The sequence below is a fragment of the Streptomyces sp. NPDC048255 genome (assembly GCF_040652415.1).
Classification (GTDB): Bacteria; Actinomycetota; Actinomycetes; order Streptomycetales; family Streptomycetaceae; genus Streptomyces.
This window is the reverse complement of record NZ_JBEZMA010000006.1, coordinates 76,599-96,998: the sequence shown is the minus strand read 5'-3', so window position 1 is coordinate 96,998 and position 20,400 is coordinate 76,599. Positions and strand designations below refer to the sequence as shown.

22 protein-coding genes and 1 pseudogene are annotated in these 20,400 nt (G+C 69.3%); 12 read left to right on the top strand and 11 right to left on the bottom strand.

Annotated features, from left to right (window positions below):
• The first annotated feature begins 48 nt into the window (after nt 1-48).
• The gene (locus tag AB0D94_RS08010) at nt 49-465 is read left to right on the top strand and encodes an NUDIX hydrolase (protein ID WP_362047268.1); all 417 of its coding nucleotides are present in this window, start codon (nt 49-51) and stop codon (nt 463-465) included.
• Here the strand turns inward: AB0D94_RS08010 and AB0D94_RS08005 are convergent.
• The 3 genes from AB0D94_RS08005 to AB0D94_RS07995 form a co-directional block, all read right to left on the bottom strand.
• Nucleotides 460-2,253 carry a hypothetical protein gene (locus AB0D94_RS08005; protein ID WP_362047265.1) on the bottom strand — a complete coding sequence of 598 codons (1,794 nt, stop codon included), beginning with the start codon at nt 2,251-2,253 and terminating at the stop codon, nt 460-462. The genes AB0D94_RS08010 and AB0D94_RS08005 overlap by 6 nt on opposite strands.
• 204 nt (nt 2,254-2,457) lie before the next feature.
• Nucleotides 2,458-3,111 (bottom strand): hypothetical protein, encoded by a 654-nt coding sequence (locus AB0D94_RS08000; RefSeq protein ID WP_362047262.1) that lies wholly within the window; start codon nt 3,109-3,111, stop codon nt 2,458-2,460.
• Complete coding sequence (locus tag AB0D94_RS07995) at nt 3,108-3,932, bottom strand: ATP-binding protein (protein WP_362047259.1); 825 nt, start codon at nt 3,930-3,932, stop codon at nt 3,108-3,110. Before AB0D94_RS07995 ends, AB0D94_RS08000 begins: the two co-directional genes overlap by 4 nt.
• A 314-nt stretch (nt 3,933-4,246) precedes the next feature.
• Here AB0D94_RS07995 and AB0D94_RS07990 point away from each other — a divergent pair, with 314 nt between their 5' ends.
• Nucleotides 4,247-5,056 carry an SDR family oxidoreductase gene (locus tag AB0D94_RS07990; protein ID WP_362047256.1) on the top strand — a complete coding sequence of 270 codons (810 nt, stop codon included), beginning with the start codon at nt 4,247-4,249 and terminating at the stop codon, nt 5,054-5,056.
• Between the two features lie 9 nt (nt 5,057-5,065).
• Here AB0D94_RS07990 and AB0D94_RS07985 read toward each other — a convergent pair whose 3' ends face one another.
• Complete coding sequence (locus AB0D94_RS07985) at nt 5,066-6,451, bottom strand: hypothetical protein (RefSeq protein WP_362047253.1); 1,386 nt, start codon at nt 6,449-6,451, stop codon at nt 5,066-5,068.
• Between the two features lie 212 nt (nt 6,452-6,663).
• On the opposite strand from AB0D94_RS07985, the gene AB0D94_RS07980 reads away from it, so the two are divergent.
• The 7 genes from AB0D94_RS07980 to AB0D94_RS07950 all read left to right on the top strand — a co-directional run bounded on the left by AB0D94_RS07980 (nt 6,664) and on the right by AB0D94_RS07950 (nt 12,395).
• On the top strand, nt 6,664-8,184 hold the full coding sequence (locus AB0D94_RS07980; protein WP_362047250.1) for a radical SAM protein: 1,521 nt from the start codon (nt 6,664-6,666) through the stop codon (nt 8,182-8,184).
• Between the two features lie 16 nt (nt 8,185-8,200).
• The gene (locus tag AB0D94_RS07975) at nt 8,201-8,878 is read left to right on the top strand and encodes a hypothetical protein (protein WP_362047247.1); all 678 of its coding nucleotides are present in this window, start codon (nt 8,201-8,203) and stop codon (nt 8,876-8,878) included.
• Nucleotides 8,875-9,699 (top strand): hypothetical protein, encoded by an 825-nt coding sequence (locus tag AB0D94_RS07970; protein WP_362047244.1) that lies wholly within the window; start codon nt 8,875-8,877, stop codon nt 9,697-9,699. Before AB0D94_RS07975 ends, AB0D94_RS07970 begins: the two co-directional genes overlap by 4 nt.
• The gene (locus AB0D94_RS07965; RefSeq protein WP_362047241.1) at nt 9,692-10,534 is read left to right on the top strand and encodes a PfkB family carbohydrate kinase; all 843 of its coding nucleotides are present in this window, start codon (nt 9,692-9,694) and stop codon (nt 10,532-10,534) included. The genes AB0D94_RS07970 and AB0D94_RS07965 overlap by 8 nt, the downstream gene beginning before the upstream one ends.
• 25 nt (nt 10,535-10,559) lie before the next feature.
• Nucleotides 10,560-11,513 (top strand): nucleoside 2-deoxyribosyltransferase, encoded by a 954-nt coding sequence (locus AB0D94_RS07960; protein WP_362047238.1) that lies wholly within the window; start codon nt 10,560-10,562, stop codon nt 11,511-11,513.
• Nucleotides 11,510-12,010: a hypothetical protein gene (locus AB0D94_RS07955; RefSeq protein ID WP_362047235.1), complete on the top strand. Its 501-nt coding sequence runs from the start codon at nt 11,510-11,512 to the stop codon at nt 12,008-12,010. The genes AB0D94_RS07960 and AB0D94_RS07955 overlap by 4 nt, the downstream gene beginning before the upstream one ends.
• A 79-nt stretch (nt 12,011-12,089) precedes the next feature.
• Nucleotides 12,090-12,395 carry a MazG-like family protein gene (locus AB0D94_RS07950; protein ID WP_362047232.1) on the top strand — a complete coding sequence of 102 codons (306 nt, stop codon included), beginning with the start codon at nt 12,090-12,092 and terminating at the stop codon, nt 12,393-12,395.
• 834 nt (nt 12,396-13,229) lie between these two features.
• On the opposite strand, the gene AB0D94_RS07945 is transcribed toward AB0D94_RS07950, so the two are convergent.
• The 5 genes from AB0D94_RS07945 to AB0D94_RS07925 all read right to left on the bottom strand — a co-directional run bounded on the left by AB0D94_RS07945 (nt 13,230) and on the right by AB0D94_RS07925 (nt 16,516).
• Complete coding sequence (locus AB0D94_RS07945) at nt 13,230-14,105, bottom strand: cytochrome c biogenesis protein CcdA (RefSeq protein WP_362047229.1); 876 nt, start codon at nt 14,103-14,105, stop codon at nt 13,230-13,232.
• 6 nt (nt 14,106-14,111) lie between these two features.
• Complete coding sequence (locus AB0D94_RS07940) at nt 14,112-14,705, bottom strand: redoxin family protein (RefSeq protein WP_362047226.1); 594 nt, start codon at nt 14,703-14,705, stop codon at nt 14,112-14,114.
• 101 nt (nt 14,706-14,806) lie between these two features.
• A complete protein-coding gene (locus AB0D94_RS07935) occupies nt 14,807-15,523 on the bottom strand; it encodes a Crp/Fnr family transcriptional regulator (RefSeq protein WP_362047223.1) in 717 nt (238 codons plus the stop codon).
• Between the two features lie 182 nt (nt 15,524-15,705).
• Complete coding sequence (locus AB0D94_RS07930) at nt 15,706-16,191, bottom strand: hypothetical protein (RefSeq protein WP_362047220.1); 486 nt, start codon at nt 16,189-16,191, stop codon at nt 15,706-15,708.
• Nucleotides 16,192-16,273: 82 nt separating this feature from the next.
• On the bottom strand, nt 16,274-16,516 hold the full coding sequence (locus AB0D94_RS07925; protein ID WP_362047217.1) for a hypothetical protein: 243 nt from the start codon (nt 16,514-16,516) through the stop codon (nt 16,274-16,276).
• Between the two features lie 107 nt (nt 16,517-16,623).
• On the opposite strand from AB0D94_RS07925, the pseudogene AB0D94_RS07920 reads away from it, so the two are divergent.
• Nucleotides 16,624-16,921: pseudogene (locus AB0D94_RS07920) on the top strand (SpoIIE family protein phosphatase); the annotation flags it as partial.
• A gap of 129 nt (nt 16,922-17,050) precedes the next feature.
• Here AB0D94_RS07920 and AB0D94_RS07915 read toward each other — a convergent pair.
• Complete coding sequence (locus AB0D94_RS07915; RefSeq protein ID WP_362047214.1) at nt 17,051-17,371, bottom strand: STAS domain-containing protein; 321 nt, start codon at nt 17,369-17,371, stop codon at nt 17,051-17,053.
• A 221-nt stretch (nt 17,372-17,592) separates the two neighbouring features.
• On the opposite strand from AB0D94_RS07915, the gene AB0D94_RS07910 reads away from it, so the two are divergent.
• Nucleotides 17,593-17,925: a MarR family transcriptional regulator gene (locus AB0D94_RS07910; protein ID WP_362047211.1), complete on the top strand. Its 333-nt coding sequence runs from the start codon at nt 17,593-17,595 to the stop codon at nt 17,923-17,925.
• 521 nt (nt 17,926-18,446) lie between these two features.
• On the top strand, nt 18,447-19,088 hold the full coding sequence (locus AB0D94_RS07905; RefSeq protein WP_362047208.1) for a carbonic anhydrase: 642 nt from the start codon (nt 18,447-18,449) through the stop codon (nt 19,086-19,088).
• A gap of 246 nt (nt 19,089-19,334) precedes the next feature.
• On the opposite strand, the gene AB0D94_RS07900 is transcribed toward AB0D94_RS07905, so the two are convergent.
• A complete protein-coding gene (locus AB0D94_RS07900) occupies nt 19,335-20,381 on the bottom strand; it encodes an L-threonylcarbamoyladenylate synthase (protein WP_362047205.1) in 1,047 nt (348 codons plus the stop codon).
• Between the last annotated feature and the right edge of the window lie 19 nt (nt 20,382-20,400).

The window sequence follows — 20,400 nt, the reverse complement described above, 5'->3', positions numbered from 1 at the left end:
TCCCCGGGAGATGTTGGAAGGCGGTAGCGTCGGCGGATGCATACACGCGTGACGGGCATCGTCATTGAGGACGGCCAGATCCTGTTGCTCGACCAGGACACCGACGGCGATCGCTCGTGGAGCCTGCCAGGGGGCAAGGTCGAGCCCGGCGAAACCCTGGAAGAGGCCCTGAAGCGGGAGATGCTGGAGGAGACCGGCGTTGAGGTCGAGGTCGGCCGTCTGCTGTACGTCTGCGACCACACAGCCGCTCATGTCGTTCACATCACCTTCGAGGTACGCCGCGTCGGCGGGAGGGTCGGGGCCGTCATGGAGGGCGCGGACACGCGTCCGATTCGGCAGGTCGACTTCGTGAAACTTGCCGAGCTGCCGGGCCTGGGGTTCAGCGAGAAGTTCATGGCCCTGTGCCAGGACGGCTTTCCCGGCGCCGGGATGTACATGGGACCGAAGGCAGCCATCGGGCTATGAGCCACTCGTCAGCGCGGTGACCAGGCGACGGTCCAGCTCCCCCAGGGGGCGGGCGGGGCCGTCGAGCTCTGCGACCCAGCGGTTGAGCCGGTGCGCGATCTCCCAGACGCCGAGCGCGGTGCATGCGGGGGTGTCGGGTTCGCGGACGAGGCGGACGCCGACCCCTCGGGAGGAGCCCAGGAGGTATCGCGAGCGCACGGCCGCGATCTCCTGTTTGGTACCCGGGGTGTTCCACGCCGCACCGAACAGGTACTTCCGTATCGGCTCCTCATCGGTGCTGTCCGGTCCGTCGTCACACCAGATCTGGAGGTTGCCGACCAGATGGTGGACCTGGCCGGAGCCGCGGCCAGGCTCGGCGACCGGGGAGGTGTCGCCGACCGCGTAGGCGCAGTTAGCCGGGGGCGGGGCACTGAACGTCGCCTCCAGGGCTTCGGCTCGGGTAGGCAGGCGAGCCCCGGACCAAGCGGCCCTGGCAACGGCGCCCACCCATGTGACCCAGTAGGCGGGGTGGGACTCGTAGCCGCGGCTGACCGACCAGCGCTGCTTGCCGGAGTCGAAGTGAAGCCGCCCGCCGCGCTCGTGCGGCATCGGGCACACCAGAAGGTTCGTACCACCCCTCGTGTTCGGCACCCCAGCCTCGTGCAGGTCGTTGAGGAGCTCAGCCATCTCGAGGTTGGTGACCAGCAGGTTCCGCCAGGAAAGCCGGGTGACGGGCCGGTATCCCGGGGCCGGCAAGCGCTGACCGTCCTGCGGCGTCCGTGCCGCAGCTCGTTTGCGACGGGCGGGCTCGCGCAGCTCGTAGAGGTCATCGCCAGTCAGCCAGCCGGAAGCGGTTGCCGTGGTCTGCGGGTCGAGTACCTTCTCGGCGATGCCAACCGTGGTTGCGACGTGGTGACTTACCAACTCCGCGTCGCGTGGCTCCAGCTCGGCGGTCAAGGTGTCCTTGTGCCTGGTCGTCGCGAACGTCGATTCGGCAGCCGTAGCAGGTAGACCCGGCGCTCGGGCCGGAGGGTTGGGCGGCAGCTCGATCCCGAGGTGGCGAGCGAGGGCGGCCAGCGTCGCCGAGCTGTCGCGGACGTGCTCCTCGTACGAGACGACCGTGCAGTTTCGCCGGCACCCCGCTGGGCCGGGGGTAAGCGCGTGGGCCAGCAGGAGCGCGTTCACCGCGATCAGGCGCGCCAGCGCGACGGGCGCCTCGGGGTCGTCCTGCGGCAGGAGGGGAGCGAAGTCCTGCCACTGCGGCGTACGTGCCGCGCGGGCCAGCTGCTGGTATCGCTCAACGTACTTCCAGCGGGTCCACAGTCCACCGCGGGCGAAGCTGGAAGCGATCCCCACGGGAGCACGGGTGAGGATCACTGCCGGAGAGTGGGGCAGCAGACCCAGTACGGTGCTGGTGGCGAAGAAGAGGTTGGTCTCCTTGACCAAGTGCCTGGGCCGACCGTAAAGGTCACTCAGCGCGCAGGCCAGATGATGCCGCCCCAAGCCTCCCAGCTCGGCGTCCAGACCTGCCGGCGAAGGGTTCAGTGCCGACAGAGGATGGTCCCTGCCCAGCTGCTGCCGTAAGGGCTCGTTGTGCTGCGGCATCACCGTACGCAGCGAGTCCGACAGCCAGTTCGAGCCAACGCGCTCGAAGATCCCGAGCGCCAGCACGGGTGCGACCGGGTGCATCGGGTCCTGGTCCGCGCTCAGTCCGTGCATCGCAGCCACGCGTGCGGCCGTCCCTACAGCGGTCCTCTCGTTCGCAACGGTGCCGTCACCGTGCGCCCTCTTCGAGAACGTGTCGGTCATGCACTCCTCACCAGTCAGGGGGACTGGGGACGCGGCGCAGCTAGCGACGGGTTTGGTGGTCTTGGGCATGGGGCGGCCCTCTCTGTCTGCGAAGGGGTAGGTCTCACGGCCAGCGCCGCGGCGTACGGAAGCAGTGGCGTGGTGCGAAGTCGGCTCGCCCCTTGGAGCGACTTGGAAGAGGCAGGCCGACTGCATGCTTGAGGGCTACGTCTGTTCGGCCGGCCCGAGGGTTCCACCCTTGCCGTGGTCCGAGTTCTCCAGCACGTGCTTGTTGGTGCGCACGTTGTCGGCCTGCCAGTCCTTCACGTTTTCCCCACCACCCCAGTGGGTGACCTTCCACCCGTTATGGAGGTAGGCGGTGTGCCCCGTGACCCGGGCTCGTGCCAGCACCTTGAGATATTCGGCCGACTCCACATCCAGACCAGGGATGGTCGTCAGCCGGTCGGGACGGGGACACGCGATCTTCTCCACCGGACCGCCCGGTACGAGCGCGCGGTGCTTGTCTGCGGAGATGTTCCCGCCGTCGTACACGAACCGCGCGCACGGCGCCGTCCGAGCTCCCACCAGGGTGCTCTCGAAGTCCACCGCGAGGAGCGAAGGGAGCTTCGGACCGGTCAGGCCTGTCCACTCCTCCAGCGCCCGCAGCGCGGCCCGGTACGGCGTGCCTTCGCCCTCGGACATCAGAGCGGAGCAGATCGCCCAGCCCTCGTGATTTTCAAGGCGGAACAGCAGCGGCGCGTTCTCCTCCCCGACGGTGAGGTAGAAGGCTCCGCTGAACAGCCCGTTCGTCGGTGACATGTCCCGGTGGGGTACGGCACCGACCGGCCGGTTGCGGACCCGGCCGCTGCTGGCGCTCACTTGCCCTTCCAGGTAGCGAGAGGCATGTCGGCCGACGCGGTGTCGTCCGAAATCCAACAGCCGGCATCCAGGTTGTCCACTCCGGGCTCCCACAGATCCGGTACAGATAAGGCTGGCAGCGCCCAAGCTGAGGCCTCTACCTCGGTCACCGCGAGATGGGCGAGGGCGTTGAGCGCGTCGCTGGCGCCCACGGCCGACACGGCGGCGCCGGTCAGGACAGCCAAGCTCCTTCCTTGGGCAATAGGCGCAGGCTGTCGCCGATGGCCTGTGGTGCGGACACGAGAGTCCATGCCAGGTTCCGGAGCCGTGGGAAGGTTCGGGTTCAATCGTTCCGCCGGGGGCACCGAGCGCCAAGTCGACGGAGGCCGGCCCGGAGAGCGCTCGAACTTCTCGTCTTCACTGAGACGGCTCGCGGGGACCAATCCGACTTCGGCCCACACGACCTTCCCGGCCACGGCCCGAGCCGGGTAGTGGCCCCAGGTCCTACTCATCACCGCGACGAGGAAGATCCCCCGGCCGTCGGTCGCCTCGACTCCGACCTGCTTCAGGACGGGTGGTCTCTGGTCTCGGTCCCACACGGACACCCTGACGGCATCGTAAGCCATCTCCAGCAGCAGCTCGAAGGTCTCCGGCGTGTTCCGCGGGGAGAACAGTGAGTCCTGCTCTCCGCCCTCGGCGGGGTGCTGCACAGCGTTGGTGGTCAACTCCGAAACGATGAGTTGGACCGTCTCTACGACGTCGGAGGGCACGCCCCAGCGGGAGAGAACGTCGGCGGTGTGCAGCCGTGCCAGGCCCACGGCGTTGGGCGTGGCGGCCAGCATGAGCCTGTTTCGCGGGTGTGGTGCCTGGGACACGGTGTGCCTCCCGACTGGCGTGAGGAGCGCGGGGTGCCGCTGGCTCTCGCTCGTTTCGTGGTGGGGACCGCCTGACCCGGGTTCGACGGTTGAGCGGTGGTGGACTGGCATCCCGGGTTCGTGGCGCGCTCGGGTCCGCGGAGCCGGTGCTGGCTGATCGCCATGCAGGTCGGCCCGGGCCGGGCACGTCCATAAGGGAACCGCCCCTGGAGCCCGGTAAGAAGGGTGCACGGAGGTTGTCTCCGGGCACGCGGGTTGGCAGGTTGCTGGAGGTTGCGCAGATGACGGATACAGGGCATGACCGCAGACAGACGGCGTTGACAGGGCGGTTCGCGGGCCGTCGCATTGTGGTGACGGGAGGCTCCAGGGGACTGGGAGAACATGTCGTGCGCTTGCTCCTGTCGGAAGGAGCGCGGGTGGCGACGTGCGCCCGCAAGCCCGAGCCGCTCCAGGTGCTCCAGCGTTCGCTCGAGTCGCCGGCTGCGCTGCTTGTCCGGTCCTTGGACGTCGCCGTGCCGGAACTGCTGGAGCACTTCGTGGAGGAGGCCGCCTCAGAGATGGGCGGGGTGGACGGCGTTGTCGCGTGTGCGGGCGGCGCGCGGGGGCGCGGCATTACCGAGGCGTCTGCCGAGGACTGGGCGGCGACGTGGCAGATGAACGTCGGCCATGTCGCCCGGCTCGTCGCTACGAGTGCCCCGCACCTGCGTGCAGCCGGTGGCGGATCGATCGTAGTGGTGGCCTCGGTCTCCGGATGGAAGCCGGGGCCGCAGGCCCAGTACGGCTCGGCGAAGGCGGCCCAGATTCACATGGTCTCGTCCCTGGCCAGGGAGCTGGCCGCGGCTGGGATCCGTGTGAACGCGGTCTCGCCCGGATCGATGCTCATTCCGGGGAAGCGGTGGGATCGGATGCAGCGGGAGGACCCTTCGGCCTTCGACCGATTCCGCGCGGAGTTCCCGGGGGGCGAGCTGGTGAGGCCGCAGGAAGTAGCGGACGTGATCGCCTTCCTGCTCTCGGACCAAGCGCGAGCGGTGACCGGGATCAATCTGCCCGTCGACAAGGGCCAGAACGCACCGACGCCGGGGGGATACTGACCGGTGCCCTCAGGCTGCTGCGCCGAGTATCGGCCGAGCCTTGCGCTCGAAGTCGCGGACGACGGCCTCGCCGCGGTGGGGAGCGAGACGTGCACGGAAATCCCGCAGGGCTTGGACGGAGCGTTCGCTGTGCACGCCGGCGAGCAGGTCCACGGCATTGGTTGCGGTGCCGACCGCCTCGTCCAGCCTGTTCTGCTGGAGAAACGCCGTCGCAAGCACGGAGCGGCTGATGGCCTGCCGCCGGCGACGGTCGCCATTCGCCTCGACGGACGCCAGGGCGAGGCGCTCTGCCTGTTCTGCTTCGCCGAGATCGCGGTGGACCAGGGCGGCCTCGGCTTCCAGATAGTGGTGGTCCAAGAAGCGAACCCACGGCGATTCCTCGGCGGGGCCCCGGCTGGTCTCCAGGTCCTTGCCGGCCTCCAGGAGGGATGCCGTCGCGCGCCGGGAATCGCCCAGGACGGCGTACCCTCGGGCGGCCATGGCGTGCAGGCGCATGAGCCCGAGGGGGCTGCCCGCCGACTTGGCGGTCGCGATGCCCGCTCTCGCCAGCGAAACTCCTTCGGCGGGGTTGCCGAGGCTGGTGGCGAGGTGTGACATTCCGGCCAGGATTTGCCCGCCGAGCACGCGATCGCCTCCTTCGGCACACAGCCTCAGCGCCTGGATCATGTATCGCTCCGCGAGACCGTAGTCGGCGGAGTCGTACGAACACCAACCAGCCATTGCTGCCAGCTTCGCGGCCGAGGTGTAAAGAAGTCGGCGTTGGTGCTGGGGCAGGTTGCGCTGCTGCAGCATGGGGGCGAGTTCGGTGCTCAGGTAGTGCACGATGCTGGCTCGGACTCCACCACCACCGAAGCGGTTGTCCATCTCGTCAAACATCCCGATCATCGCCTGGACCTGCTCGGCAGGACCGCTGCCGGCCACTACAGCGAGCCGGGGGGCTTGTTCTTCCTCCAGGAGCCAGAGCAGCCAATGCCGTTGAGGGTCCAATAGGGCAGTCGCGACGTAGGGAACCGCGCCCAGGAGGCTGCGCCGCGAGATGTCGGTCGAACCAAGCTCCGCGAGCGTATGAAGTGTCTCACTCACATCTTCACGGTACGTCAAGGCCCTTGCGACGACCGGTTTCTGGGCCTGCTCTGCGAAGCCGATGTCGACGGGAGAAACGGGCCGCCCTAAGAACCCCGCCAGGGCGGCGGCGATGAACTCCGGGGCGCGGCCTCGCGGGGTCATCCCCTGTAGCCATCGAGTCACCGATGCCTTGTCGTAGCGGGAGACCTCGCCCTGCAGCGCGCCCAGTTCGTTGACCTTGCGCGCCAGGGCGGCGTGCGAACAGCCGGCTTCCCCGAGCACAGCCGCGAATGCGGCATTGGCCTCGCCGCTCGCCTTTGAACTGCCCATGTGTAGATGATGCCTTGTGGATCACCCTGCGTCCCAGTCTTCGGACACAGAGCCACGGAAACGCAACCCCCGTACAACCGAACAACCCCGGCACCCCCTCCTCCCGTGCCCGGCCAACGCTGACACTGGAAGGGCTGTGGGGCCCACGGCCATTCCCGGCAAGGACGCCGTTGGAACGCCGCCGTCGCCCCTCAGCAGTGGAGGGAGAACCAATGCAGCCTGTAGTGATCTTGGACTGCTACACCGTCGAACCGAGCGGCCTCGGCGTACCGCCCTACCTGTCGCCCTACGTCCGAAACGCCTGGTCGGCACTGCGGCGTACTCGGCCGGAGGCGGACGTACGGTACGTGACCATCGACGACGTCCGCTGGTGCCTGGCCGGCGGTAAGCCCAGCGTCGAACCGCCCCTGAGCGACCGGCTCACCTACTCCGTCACCGTCAACCGGGACGTCGCCGTCCAGCTCCTGCGGGACGCCGAGATCGTGATCGTCATCGCCGGAGACGCGGTCCCGTCCGTCCATCTCCACGCGGTGAACGGATCGTTCGAGGACATCGCTCGCGCGCTCGCCTGCACGCGGGGCCGCCGATACCTGCTCGGCCCGCTGTCCACCTACGCTCTAGACGCCCCTGCGGAGTACGCCGGGCTGTTCGACGCCATCCACACCCACACCGTGACGTCCGGCGACCTGCTGCTCGGCAGTCGGCGCCCGGCCGACTACGAGCAGATGCGAAGCGAACGCGACTCGTTCGCCGGCCTCGTCGAGCAGATGCCCTGGCGTCCGATCGCCGAGCTGGAGCTGTACCGCGGCTGCACCCGACGCAGGTTCTGCGACTTCTGCAACGAACCGGCGAAGTCACCAGTCGTCGCCTTCCGCGAGGTCGACGACGTCGTCGAGGAGGCGACCCAGCTCTACGCTGCCGGCATCCGCAACTTCCGCCTCGGCCAGCAGACCTGCTTCTTCTCCTACCGCCAACGGGACGAGAACGCGATCCGCGCCCTGCTCAGTGGTATCCGCGAGCACTGCCCCGAGCTGGAGGTGCTCCACATCGACAACGCCGATCCGCTGGCCGTCGCCGCCCCCGTCGGGCTGCGCATCGCCAAGCTGGTGGCGGACTTCTGCACCGAGGGCAACTGCGCGCCGATGGGCATCGAGTCCTTCGACCCGGCCGTCATCGAGCGCAATACCCTCACCTGCACGCAGGAAATCCTGGTGCGCGCCGTCGAGCACGTGAACACGGCGGGTGCAGTTCGTGGCCCCGGCGGTCTGCCCATGCTCCTTCCGGGCCTGAACCTCATCTACGGCCTTCCCGGGGAGACCCACGGCACGCACGTGGCGAACCTTCGCGGCCTGGCCGGGATCCTCGACGCCGGCCTGCTCTGCCATCGCACGAACGTGCGCCTCGCGCGGGCGTTCCCCGGTACCCCGCTCGCTGCACTCGGTAGGCAGGAGCCGCTGCCGTCGGCCGAACACTTCACGTCGTGGAAAGCGGACATCGACTTCACCTGGGACCAGCCGATGAAGGAGCGGGTGTACCCGACCGGCCTGCGTGTGCCCGGACTGCACAGCTACTTCGTCAGCGAAGAGGGCACCTACTGGCGGCGGCTGGGCTCGTACTCCATCCAGGTAGTCGAGCGGGGAGCGGCGGTGCCGCTCGGGACCACCGGTGACCTCGTGGTCACCGGTCACTCGCCACGCGCGATCTACGGGGAACGCGTTGCGTCGCCTTCCTGACGGGTCGCTCGCGACGTTGGCGGCCCTGGACGCGGCAGCGGACCGCACCATCCGTGCGGGTCTGCTGCTGCCCTGGGCCAACGTCGCCGTGGAGACCGAGTTGTCCCGCCTCGGCCTGCACCACATAGCCTTTCACCACGCCCGGCTCGTGCCCGCGTCCCGGACGACAGCGATCGACGCCTCCTTCTGGCACGGGCTTCGCGAGGCATCGGTTCAGGCGCTGGACTCGTTGTCGCACGTCCCGCTCGATGTGGTGATGCTGGCATGCACGTCAGCACATTTCGCGGGTGGCCCACCGCTGCCGGGCGGCGTGTTCACCGCCTTCGACGCCCTCCTGCAGGCTCTGACCGAGGCGGCCGTGGGACGCGTGGTCCTCGTCACGCCTTACCCCGACCCGGTGACCGAAGCGGAAGCTGCGGCGTTCGCCGAGGCCGGCATGGAGGTCCTGGCCCACGCGAGCCTGGGCCTGACCGACGGCTACCCCGATGTCCCGCCCGACCAGGTCCTTGCCCTGGTGGAGCGACTGCCGCAAGCCGCCCTCGACGCCTCTGGGGCGGTGGTCCTGTCGTGCACTGGGTGGCACACCCTGCCGGTGATCCCCGAACTGGAGCGTCGGTTCAGGAAGCCGGTGCTGTCGTCCAATCTCTCCATGGCGCTGCTAGCGGCCCGAGTTCCTGCTGGAGTCGGTACATGACGATCGAACGCGTGAAACCCAAGGCGATCGAGATCCGGCGCGTCCACCGGCTCGTTGCTCGCGCCGCCGGCCTGCCGGACGTGCAGGCCGAGGTGGAGGCCAATCACGACGAGAACCGGTGGTGGCCCACCTCGATCAGCGATCCGCGGGTACGGATGCTCGCCGCCGGCTGGTCCACCCGGGTCTCCTACCAAATGGTGGACACGTACGCCCAAGTGATCACATCGGCGGAAGCACGCGGTTTCGACGACCTCGTCGCCAGCACGGACGCCGAGCTGGCCTCGTTGGTGCGCCCCATCGGCCTTCCGCAGACCCGTATCGACTACGTGCGCTCCCTCGCCGAGCTGCTCCAGGGCTGGGAAAAGGAAGGGGTCGATCCGGCAGCGGAGTCGGCGGATCTCGACGACTTGCTCCACGAATTCGCCACACGGGTGCACGGTGCGTCCTACAAGGTCGCCCAGTGCGCACTGCTTACCGCCCGCGGGTACCACTGCGGCATCATCCCGGTGGACTCCGGCATGGTCACCAAGTTGGCGCCCGTTCTGGGCATCGTCCTCCCCTCGGGCGCCGTGGCACACGAACGGATGCGGCATCTCCTTGAAGCGGTCGTTCACGCCCGCTCGGCCGAGTTCCGCTCCCTGGTCACCGACAACGAGTACCAGGTCACCATCCCGGACGGGGTGGAACCGACGTGGTGGGTGCACCTCGTTTTGATCTATTTCAAACGCCTGTACCTCAACGGTCCCTCCCCGCAGCTCTGCCGCCGGCGACCGGTCTGCACGAAGGTCGTCGGCTGCGCACACTCGACCCGGATTGCCTGATCTCTTGGGGGCGTACGTGGAACGGCTCGACGTGATCGGCAACATCAGCCTGGACCTGACCCGCTATCCCGACCACCGTGGCGGGGCCCGGCTCGGTGGCGCAGCGTTGTTCCTATCGTTGGCAGCGACGAAGGCCGGCCGCCGGGCGACTCCCGTCTGCGTCCTCGGAAGCGATCTCGCCCACCTCCCCGAGACTCCGGAGCTGGACACGCTCGACTGGTCGGCGCGGCTCCAGGCGGAAGGCACGTCCACAACCTTCGACCTGGCGTACGACCTGCAGGGCGAACTCGTGTCAGTTCGCACGGACTACGGCGTGGCCGAGGCCCTGACCGAGCATGCGCTCGGACATGTGGACACATACCCGCGCGCCACCTTTCACGTCTGCTGCCGCCGCCCGCTGGACGTTGCGGCGGTGCTCGGGCTCCTCGTCCAGACTGCGGCGGACTTCAGCGTGGACTTCTTCCTGCCGAGCGCGGAAGCGATGATCCGCGCTGCTTCGCCCTGGCTACCTGCGGCGACCACTCTGTTTGTCAACGCCGCCGAGTTCCAGCTCCTGGACCAGGCGGTCGACTGCGGCACGCTGCCGGAGGTGGTCGTCACCGACGGGCCCCGGGCAGCCGTAGTCCGGAGGTTCGGGCATCAGGTCGCATCCGCCGTGCCGCCACCACACGCTGCGCGGGAGGTTTCCGGCGCCGGGGACACCCTCGCCGGCACCTTCCTGGCCCACCGCTTGCGCGGCGCGACGACCGCCCGAGCCCTGGCCGAGGCGACAGCAGCCGCCTCCAGGTACGTCGCGGCCCCGCCCCTTCCGATCCCCGCGCCCCGACGCGGCTGACCTACCAACTGGGGAACGTCTTTCCGTGACCGTCTACATAGCCCACCGTCTCTTCGCCGCCCACGACCGTGCTCTCGCTGCAGACCTCGCCGATCGACTCGCCACGAAGGTCGGCCCCGATCGCGTCTTCCTGCCGTTCTGCGACACCGACGAGGAGGACCTCGTCGTCGAGGTCAAGGGGCGTCGCCTGTTCGAGCTGGACCGCGAACGCCTCGGGCACCTCGACGCCATGATCGCCATCCTGCACGGCCCGAGCCTCGACGATGGGGTCTGCATGGAGATCGGGTACGCCGCCGCCTCCGGCGTTCCCGTCGTCGTACTCACCAGCGATTTCCAGACCTACTCGATGACCGAGGCCGGCGCCCACCTCGAATTCCCAGACCCTCTCCTCCAGGCAGTGGCGACCCGCATCGTGCGCGTGGCCAAGCTCGGACCACCGGCCCTGCCGCCAGCTCCGCGCGGGTCACGGTTCCAGGCCTTCCAAGCGCGCAACGCGGCCCAGACGAACACGGCCCTCGACGCGGCCGTCGAGGCCCTGCTCGACCTACCGGATCGTGCTTCCCTCCCCGCTGGCTCGCCTGCGGGCATGGGTGCGCCCGTGTACTTCGAGGCGTCGCCATACACGGCATGGGGGCGAGACCTCCTGGCGAAGGCCTGCATGGATGCCGGCCACACCGTGGTGGTGCCCCAACGCTTCACAGCACCGGACCCGGTCGCTGGTGCCTTGGACGATCTGAATGCAGTCCGCTCGGCTGCCCGGCTGCTGGCCGATGTATCCGGCCCCGAGACACCACCAGGCACCGCCCTGCTCATCGGCGCGGCCCTGGCCAGCGGTGTACGGATCGCGGCCTTCCAGCCGCGCACGACATTCACCCACGCTCATGGCCGGGAGCCCAACTGGCGCAACCTCATGATCCAGTACGCCGCCGACGCTCACCTCGACAATGAAGAGGCCGTCCTGTCCTGGCTGGCCGCATGAACCTCGACGAGATCGCCGGCGAGTACCAGACCTTGGTCCTGGAGGGCTGTGACGGAGTCGGCAAGAGCACGCTCGGCGAACGCCTATCAACGCACAACGGGTTCGTCGTGGTGCACTCGCCGAGGACCCCGGACCACCTTGACCTGGCCAGCCGCTACAGGAACATCCTCGCCGGGCCGGGGCGGATCATTTTCGACCGATGCTTCATCAGCGAACTCGTCTATGGACCACTTCACCGGGGCCGTTCCCGGATCAACTGGAGCCAGGCGATCGACCTGGCTGAGAGCGTCATCGAGCGTTCCGGCGTGCTCGTTCACCTGACCGCACCACCAGCCATCATCCGCCAGCGGCTTCTCTCGCGTGATGGCGAGGCTGTCAGTCTGGGGGAGGTCTCCGCGCTGGTCACGGGGTACGAGAGGGTCTTCTCCACTCTCGCTGATTACGCCCGCGTGCTCACCCTCGACACCACGACCCTCGAACTCCCCTCGGCAGGGTGACGACCTCCTAAGCCAGCCCTCCGGCACACTGCTCCCGCTAGGCTTCGGGGGCACCTGCCGTACCGCCGCTGGAGGAGTCTTGGAGATCGGGTCCGCCCAGAAGCTCGCATGGGAAAACAAGACCCTCAAGGGGTTCAACACCACGGACGTCGCCTTGGAGTTCGGCCTTCTCACCGCCGAAGTTGGCGAGGCCTTCACCGCCTGGCGCAAGGGGCTGCCCGACCTCGGGGAGGAGCTGGCCGACGTGTTCCTTTACCTAACTGCCCTGGCGCAGATGAACGGCGTGGACCTGGAGTCCGAGGTCGCCCGGAAGATCGAAAAGAACGCGCGCCGCACATACACGCGAAACGAGCACGGGGCACAGGTCCGAACCGTTGAAGCGTAATTCCGCGGTTATCTGTGCTGCCCCGGCTCACTGCCGCGGGTGGTGGTGGTGAAGGCACTACTGTCACCGGTGCGGCACAGCCAGCCAGTACCGGCTGGGCCTGGCTGGCCGTGACCCTGACCGCCGTGGTCACCGGGGCGATGCTGCCCCGCGGGCTGCTGCGGTCGCCCGATCATGGCTGCGCTCGCGGTGAACCACGAAACCATCGGGAGCGGTGATCGTCGGCGGGGTGACCGGCGATCGGAGCGCGCTGGTATGGGTACGGGTGCAGCCGCGATGGGTGTGGCAACCCTCCGGGTACGGTGATGGTCCGCAGCGAGGAACCCAGGCCGGTGGACCTGTACCCGTCGGTGATCTACGGGTGGGCCCGCTGGTGGCTGGAGCGACTGGACGTCCCCGCCGGGTACCCGCAAAACATCCTGCTCCCGCGCCCGCCCCTCCTCCTGGACGCAGTGATAGGGCACGAAGCGGTCTGCCTTGACATCGGCCCAGCAGAGCGGCCTGGCCAGTTCGAGGCAAGAGACATGCAGGACCCCACCGAGTGGAGGTGAACCGCCCAACCACCAACCACCAACCACCAACCACCACCTCGCACCGTTCCGGCCGTCCTCCTAGGGGAATGGCTTCACGTGCAAGGCGAGTTACGTGGACGCCCTACTGCAGCACTCCGGGGCCAGCACCGTGCGGATGCGGCAGGCTCGCCGTGGACGGCCATGCCGGCTGGTCCGTGTCGCCACTATCGGCGTTCACTGCGGCTGTCTGCTCTCGAAATGGGCGCGGACCGCGATCTGCGGGAGGGCCCCGCCTTCGGGGCCCTCCCGCTGGGACATCCCCTCAGGCGGGGTGCGATTCGGTGTCGGAGTGGTTGGTGCGGCGGGCTCGTCGGCGGCGTATCACGAGTGCCGCCAGGAGCAGGAGCGTGAAGAGGATGGCGATCACGGCGGGGCCGAGTCCGTCCAGGGTGTCGGCGATCAGGCGTTGGAGGGTGCCTGCTGCGTCGATGACGGGGTCGGCGGTGGCGGGGTCGTGCTGGACACGGATTTCGTACCAGCCGTAGTAGGCGACGTAGCCGCCGACGAGGAGGAGGAGTCCGCCTCCGACGCGGGGGGCGAGGGCGCCGAGGCGGCGCAGGCGGGTGACGGCGGTGGTGCGGGTGACGGCGACGGTCAGTGAGGCGGCGCCGACGATCAGGCCCATGCCAGCGGCGTAGGCGGTGAACAGGGTGATGCCTTCGCCGGTGGAGCCGGTGCGGAAGGCGGAGACGACGATGGCGAGGAAGGGGGCGATGGTGCAGCCCAGGGAGGCAATGGCGTACGCCATGCCGAACAGCGCCATGGACGGCAGGGAGCGGGTGACCTTGGGTGCCCGGCGGAGCTTGGGGGCCAGGGCGGGCAGCTGGCGGCCGGCGAGCAGCCATCCGCCCGCGGTGGCTATGAGCAGGCCGAAGGCGATGGTGAACCAGGGCAGGTGCTGCTGGACCTGCCCGGCGACGGGCTGGATGGCGAGGCCGAAGACGCCGAAGAGGGCGGCGAATCCGGCGGTGATCGCGGCGGTGGCCGCAAGGGCCCGGCCGACGGCGACGGTGCGGCTGGGGGCGTCGTCGCCGAGGACGAGCAGGGAGAGGTAGGCGGGCAGCAGGGCGAAGCCGCACGGGTTGACGGCGGCGAGCATCCCGGCGCCGAGGGCAAGGGCGAGAGGCAGATCAGACATGGCGGTTCAGCCGGTGAGTCCGGCGACCTTGTCGGCCAGCCCCTTGCCGCTGGGCAGTACGCCTTCGTAGACGGTGGTGCCGTTCTTGTCGAGGATGACGTAGCGGCTCTGCTCGGTGACCTTGAACCGCTTCCACACCTCGCCGTTCTCGTCGGACAGGTGGGGGAAGGAGCCGGTGCCGGTGTCGGCGACGAAGTCCTTCATGGCGGTGTTCTTGTCGAGGCCGGCGACGCCGACGACGTTGGCCTTGCCCTGGTAGGTGGCGGCGACGTTGGCGGTCTCGGCGGCCTGGGCCTTGCACTTGGGGCACCAGGGCGCCCAGAACCACAGCACCGTGGGCTTGCCTGCGAGGGTCTTCGCGTCGAACGGCTTGCCGTCCACGGTGGTGGCCGTGAAGTTCAGGGCCGAGGGCACCTTGGCCCCGTTCGCCCCGGTGCCGCTCCCGTCTGAGCCGGCCGGCGGCTGGGCGGGGGACGACGCCGTCGACGGGGAGACAGCCCCCTCATCGCCGGCGGCATCGGAGCTGCCGTTCGAGCCGCAGCCGGTGAGGGCGAGCAGGGCGGCGGCGAGGGCTGCCGGAAGGACGGTGCGGGGGCGCATGGATGGCTCCTGGTTGTCGGGGACCGGAGGCGAGACTAGATTGCGCACTCGGGTCGCGGGCGTGGTGGTGGCCTCACGGTTCGGTGACGCTTGCAGCGGGGTCAGCCCGCCGAGTCCTGGAGCCGCTCGCGATCGAGCACGGTGATGCGGCCGCGGGCGAGCCGGAGGAGCCCTCGGTCCTCCATCTCGCGGAGCACTTTGGTGCAGGTTTCGCGGGAGGTGCCAGCGAGTGCGGCGAGCTGTTCGTGGGTGAGGGCGATCTGGGGGTGGCGTCCGCCCGGTCGCAGCGGGCTGCCGGACGGCTGGGCGGTGCTCAGGGTGACCAGGGTGGTCGCCACGCGTTGGGCGACGGTCTTGAAGACGCTGTCGGACAGCCTCTGTTCGAGGTCGGACAGCCGCCGGCCGAGGATCGCTGTGATCCTGGCGGCGATCCGGGCGTCGGTCAGCAGTAGCCGGTTGACGTCCGTGCGGCTCATCACGCATACGACGGTTTCGTCGAGGGCTTCGGCGTAGTTGTCGTACATGTGCTGTCCGAGCAGGACCATCTCGCCGAAGATGGTGCCCGGGGAGATGATCGCGGTGGTCAGGGCGCGGCCGTCGGCGGAGACCCTAAAGACGCGGACCCGGCCCTTCTTGAGGATGAACAGCACCTCGGACGGTTGGGTGGGCGAGTAGAGGATCTCGCCTGCGTGGTAGGTCTTCATCGGTGCCGCTTCGGCGATGGCTTCCATCTCTGCTTCGTTCAGGTCGCAGAAGATGTCGACCTCGGCCAGGCACCAGGTCCGCTCGGCTTCCTCGTCCGATGCGGCGTGGTTCATGTGGTGCGTCTCCTCGCGTCGTCCCGGGGCCCACGGCGGGGGTGTGGCACCCCACGCCGGGCTGGCCAGCGCCTCGGCGCTGCTGGCCAGACAGTAGGGCACCGCACCATCGCCCGGGCCTGTGCGGCGCGGTGCCGCGCCCGGCCGTGGGCTGGCGGGGCCAGGCGTTGACGCTGTGGGGCTCATCCCCGGGCCGTGCCTGTGTGCTTGCCCATCGCCTGGGCGATGGACGCGAACGCCGCTCCGGCGAGGAGGCCGAAGACGAGGTGGGCGCCGAGGCTGGAGGCGGTGACGTCGTTCCAGGCGAAGACCGGCATGCCCATGTTGGCGGGCATGATCCACAGCGCGCCGACGGTCCACCACACCGCGCTGTAGACCAGGCCGAGGACGACCCCGGGCGCGATGCGCTGGGCGAACTGCCCCAGCACCACGCCGAAGGTGATGCCGGCGAAGGTGGCGATGGCTAGGTGGATCAGCCATCCGGCGAAGGCGTTGGTGGAGCCGAGGAGGCCGGCGACCATGGTGATCATGGCGGTGTCCATCATCGGCCTCGACACCGACATCCAGATGCCCATCCCGATGCCGCCGACCAGGCCGGCCGCGGCGCCCCACACCGCGTACACCGGGATCGCGGCGGTCTTCGGGGATGCCTGCACGGTGGTGGCCATGGCGATCGTCCTCCCTCTTGCGGTCTGTCCGTTCTCGTCGCTGACGCTAGGACGCAGGGCCCATGCAGGTATGTGAGGGCGCTTACGTACCCGGCGGTAGATCGCCGGGCTGTCCGGGTGACTTCACCGCGGTCAGCAGCGCGTAGCCGAGTACGCCGTCGGTGACGGCGGCGCGGGCCGCGTCCAGTACGGCCGGGGCCGCCTCCAGGTCGACGCCGGCGTCGGCGAGGCGGGCCGGGGCGGTGATGCGCAGCAGGTCCAGGCGGACCTGGATCTCCGTGACCGGCTGACAGACCCTCTCGGACGGCGACGTGGCATGGATCATCCACCTGGTGAAGGACATCACCGCGTTCGTCAAAGCCCACCAGAGCGGTCACCCCACCGGGATGTCGTGAGCCCCTGGAGACCAACCAGGCCCTGGAGGCCAAGGCCGACGGCCGGGTGGAGCTGTCGGACCAGGCCACCGACCCGCCGCTGGGCGCACGGCCTCAGCACGTGCCCCGCCCGCAGGCCAGCATCCACTGCACGTCGGCGACAGCCTAGTGCTGTACACCGTCGGACTCGTCGAACGCCGCGAGGACGACACCGACAGCGGCCTGAACCGTCTGACCAGCGTCTTGGGCGAATGCGCCGGACTCAGGGCGGAGCAGCTCGCCGACACACTGCTGGTCCGCCTCGATCTGGCAGGCGGCGGCTGGCCGGCATCGCCCTCGTCGTCGTCCGCCGGTGAGTCCCGCCGGGTACCTCGAAGTCCCGGCAGCCAGTCGGCCCGGCTGGGGGATCTGTGCCCTGTTCTCGTACAGCTGGTAGCTGCCGACGCTCGGTGGGTATAGCGCGGGGCCGGTTCGGGAAGACAGCGTCAGATACTGAAGGCGGCCTCGGCGTCGGCAGTGGTGCCGAAGACCCGCAGGACCTGATCGGCCCCGGTCCTCTCCAGGATCCGGTGCAGTGGGCCCGGGACGCAGGCCAGGACCAGCGTCACCCCTGCTCTCTCCGCCTCCCGACGGGCTCCCAGCAGCGTGTTCAGCCCCGCCGAATCGCAGAACGACACATCCGTCAGGTCCAGCACGACCGCTCGCTCCGCGCGAGCGATCACCTGCTTCAGCCCCTCACGCAGCTCCGGCTGCGTGACGTAGTCCATGACCCCGCGTACCTTCGCCACCAGGCAGAGGCCGGACACGGTCGTCTCAACCGAAGGAAGATCATCCACAGTGCCTGCCCAACAGCCTCGTACGGGACCTTGAGATTGCCGTCCTACCTACCCGACAGAGCCCGTCCGATACCGCCGGAGGGGCTCACGGTCCTCCCCCACGGACTGCTGCCCCGCAGACAATGGATGAACCAGGTTTCGAGAAATCTCCAGGTGATGCCGGCCCGGCCGACGAAGGGGCAGAGCTGATCGTGGAACAGCAGGCCGGAGGATGGGCCTTCCTCACCAACCATGCGCACGTGCTGCTGGCCATCGCACACGATCCCGCTGCGCGTATCCGTGACATCGCCGCAGCTTGCCACATCACCGAACGCACCGCCCAGACCATCGTCGGAGACCTCGAACAGGCCGGGTACCTCAGCCGGGAGCGAGACGGACGGCGCACGCACTACACCCTCCGCATGGACGAGAGGCTGCGTCATCCGGCGGAGGCCCACCTGACCGTCAGGGCCCTGCTGGAGGCGTTCACCGGCCGCGACCGCGAGGATCTTCCCCGGCGGGCGAGTGAGGGCCAGGCAAGCTGATCCGGATCGGGTAACGCGCGCTGCTCGACCGAAGCAGGAGTTGCAGAGCCAGCTGGATACGCACGACCGGTCTGCAAGCGGATCTTCTCCAAGAAGATCCGCACCCGGGTGAAGAACCCGACGGAGCCGGAAAGGCTCTGAAGCGGATCTCGACGGCACGAGCGACGAGGCGACCGACACACTCGCCCGGCAGACCGAGTACCGCACGAAGGACGTCGTGACGAAACCGCTGGGGCAGGCCCGGAACAGAGGAGACGGCGGGTGATCCCGGGCGGGCCGCCCTCGTTCGGCCGACAGCGCGGGCCCCGCCTTGTTCGTTGTGCGGGTGTGGACGACCAACGGAGGGTCTTGGACCAGTGGACGTACGGGGCCGGGCCGCAGCGCCGCGAATTGAGGTTCTCCATCGAAGCCGCCCTCGCCCGGCGCCTGGGAGTGGTGCCCAAGCCATCGGAGTGGCCCCCCGGCGAGCTCCGGCGGGACCAGGCGGTGCGACGGCCGGTGCCGCCTCGTAGGCTGCCGCCATGACCGAGATCCACGCCCCGACGCCCCGCGACGCGTTCAAGCTACTGCTCGCGGGTAACCAGCGCTTCGTTTCAGGCGCCCCCGAGCATCCGAATCAGGATGCCGTCCGCCGCGCCGAGACCGCACCGTCCCAGCAGCCCTTCGCCGTGCTGTTCGGGTGCTCCGACTCCCGGCTGGCCGCCGAGATCATCTTCGATCGCGGCCTGGGCGACCTGTTCGTGGTGCGCACCGCGGGGCATGTCGTTGGCACGGAAGTGCTCGGCAGTCTCGAGTTCGGCGTGAGCGTCCTCAACGCGCCGCTGGTCGTCGTCCTCGGCCACGACTCGTGCGGCGCCGTCAGCGCGGCCCGCTCAGCCCTGGAAGACGGGCAGACGCCGGGCGGCTTCGTCCGGGACGTCGTCGAACGGGTGACCCCGAGCGTGCTGGCGGCCCGCGCCGCCGGACGCGAGACGGCCGACGAGATCGTGGCCGAGCACATCGAGCACACCGTGGACCTGCTTCTGGAACGCTCCCGCGTCCTGGCCGAGCGGGTGGCCGCCGGCCGCCTCGGCGTGGTGGGGCTTTCCTACCGGCTGGCCGACGGCAGTGCACAGCTTGTCGCCTCTCGCGGCCTCGATGCGGCGGTTCCCACCGCGTCCTGACCGCCCCGGCCGTGGGTGCTCAGCATGGTTTGCCGCGGCCAGAGAACCTGCGCACACGTGGAGGGAACCATGGTGTTCGCCGCTTGACCCTCCTCGAATGCGCATCCCCGATGGCTCACGTAGACCACACCCAGCCCCGCGCCGACCTGGCGCGGGGCGCGGGCTGCGAGGTGTGCAGGGGATGGGGAACAGTCGTCACCGACGAGGGGCGGCACGAACTGTGTCCGGCCTGCCAGAGCACTTGCCTCAGTCGAATCCGTCACGAATCCGCCCAGCCCCCGCGCCCGGAAGCCGTCGGGGCACGGCGTCGTTGCTGGTCACACCGGTGGTCCGGGGCCCTGCGGCGCGGCGGAGCCGGTTGGCGATCGCCAGTCCCAGCCCCTCCTCCACCGGCAAGGACGCGACGATGAGATCGCACCCCTGCTGGTCGAGGTCACGCAGGAACCCGTACAGCCCACGCGCATAGGCGGCCATCGAGGCGGGAACCGACACCACGGCATGCGCCTTCACCAGGGCGTCGGCGCAGGAGGCAGGCAGAAAGACGCCCACCCGGTGCCCCAACTCCTGCGCCAGCTCCGCGTCGGCGACGACCTTCTCGGGCTCGACCAGGACGACCTGCGCACGCGGGGCGTAGTGGGACGGATGCTGGCCCGGCACCCGGACCGGGCTGGCCGCGGGGACTGCGAGCGGGGAACCCAGCACCGCTTCGAGGTCCTCGCGCGTCACACCGCCAGGCCGCAGGATGGTCGGCATCTCGCCCGTGACGTCGACGATGGTGGACTCGACGCCGACCTCGCAGGGGCCGCCGTCCAGCACGAAGTCGATGGCGTCGCCGAGCTCGGCACGGACGTCGTTCGCGGTCGTGGGGCTGACCTGGCCGAAGCGGTTGGCGGACGGAGCCGTGATGCCGCCGCCGAAGGCCGCCAGCAGTCCGAGTGCGACGGGGTGGTCGGGCACGCGCACGGCCACCGTCTCCTGGCCACCGGTCGCTTCGAAGGGCACCCGGGGACCGCGCCGCAGGACCAGCGTCAGCGGCCCAGGCCAGAAGTGTTCGGCCAGCAGGCGGGCCGTCGCGGGGACGTCCTGGACCCAGTCGTCCAGGTGCTCCGCGCCGCCAATGTGGACGATCAGGGGGTGGGAGGGCGGGCGCCCCTTCACCTGGAAGATCCGCGCCACGGCGGCGGGGTCCTCGGCATTGGCGCCCAGTCCGTAGACGGTTTCGGTCGGGAGGGCCACCAGGCCGCCGGCGCGCAGCACACCGGCCGCCTTCTCGATGTCATTGGTGCTTGCCATCACCCTCGAATCCTAAGGC

What these genes read in the sequence shown, in the direction of transcription:
- AB0D94_RS08005 (WP_362047265.1), bottom strand. Translation starts at nt 2,253, where the DNA reads ATGACCGACACGTTCTCGAAGAGGGCGCACGGTGACGGCACCGTTGCG.
- AB0D94_RS07995 (WP_362047259.1), bottom strand. Translation starts at nt 3,932, where the DNA reads ATGCTGGCCGCCACGCCCAACGCCGTGGGCCTGGCACGGCTGCACACC.
- AB0D94_RS07990 (WP_362047256.1), top strand. Translation starts at nt 4,247, where the DNA reads ATGACGGATACAGGGCATGACCGCAGACAGACGGCGTTGACAGGGCGG.
- AB0D94_RS07985 (WP_362047253.1), bottom strand. Translation starts at nt 6,451, where the DNA reads ATGGGCAGTTCAAAGGCGAGCGGCGAGGCCAATGCCGCATTCGCGGCT.
- AB0D94_RS07980 (WP_362047250.1), top strand. Translation starts at nt 6,664, where the DNA reads ATGCAGCCTGTAGTGATCTTGGACTGCTACACCGTCGAACCGAGCGGC.
- AB0D94_RS07970 (WP_362047244.1), top strand. Translation starts at nt 8,875, where the DNA reads ATGACGATCGAACGCGTGAAACCCAAGGCGATCGAGATCCGGCGCGTC.
- AB0D94_RS07955 (WP_362047235.1), top strand. Translation starts at nt 11,510, where the DNA reads ATGAACCTCGACGAGATCGCCGGCGAGTACCAGACCTTGGTCCTGGAG.
- AB0D94_RS07945 (WP_362047229.1), bottom strand. Translation starts at nt 14,105, where the DNA reads ATGTCTGATCTGCCTCTCGCCCTTGCCCTCGGCGCCGGGATGCTCGCC.
- AB0D94_RS07940 (WP_362047226.1), bottom strand. Translation starts at nt 14,705, where the DNA reads ATGCGCCCCCGCACCGTCCTTCCGGCAGCCCTCGCCGCCGCCCTGCTC.
- AB0D94_RS07935 (WP_362047223.1), bottom strand. Translation starts at nt 15,523, where the DNA reads ATGAACCACGCCGCATCGGACGAGGAAGCCGAGCGGACCTGGTGCCTG.
- AB0D94_RS07930 (WP_362047220.1), bottom strand. Translation starts at nt 16,191, where the DNA reads ATGGCCACCACCGTGCAGGCATCCCCGAAGACCGCCGCGATCCCGGTG.
- AB0D94_RS07925 (WP_362047217.1), bottom strand. Translation starts at nt 16,516, where the DNA reads ATGATCCATGCCACGTCGCCGTCCGAGAGGGTCTGTCAGCCGGTCACG.
- AB0D94_RS07905 (WP_362047208.1), top strand. Translation starts at nt 18,447, where the DNA reads ATGACCGAGATCCACGCCCCGACGCCCCGCGACGCGTTCAAGCTACTG.
- AB0D94_RS07900 (WP_362047205.1), bottom strand. Translation starts at nt 20,381, where the DNA reads ATGGCAAGCACCAATGACATCGAGAAGGCGGCCGGTGTGCTGCGCGCC.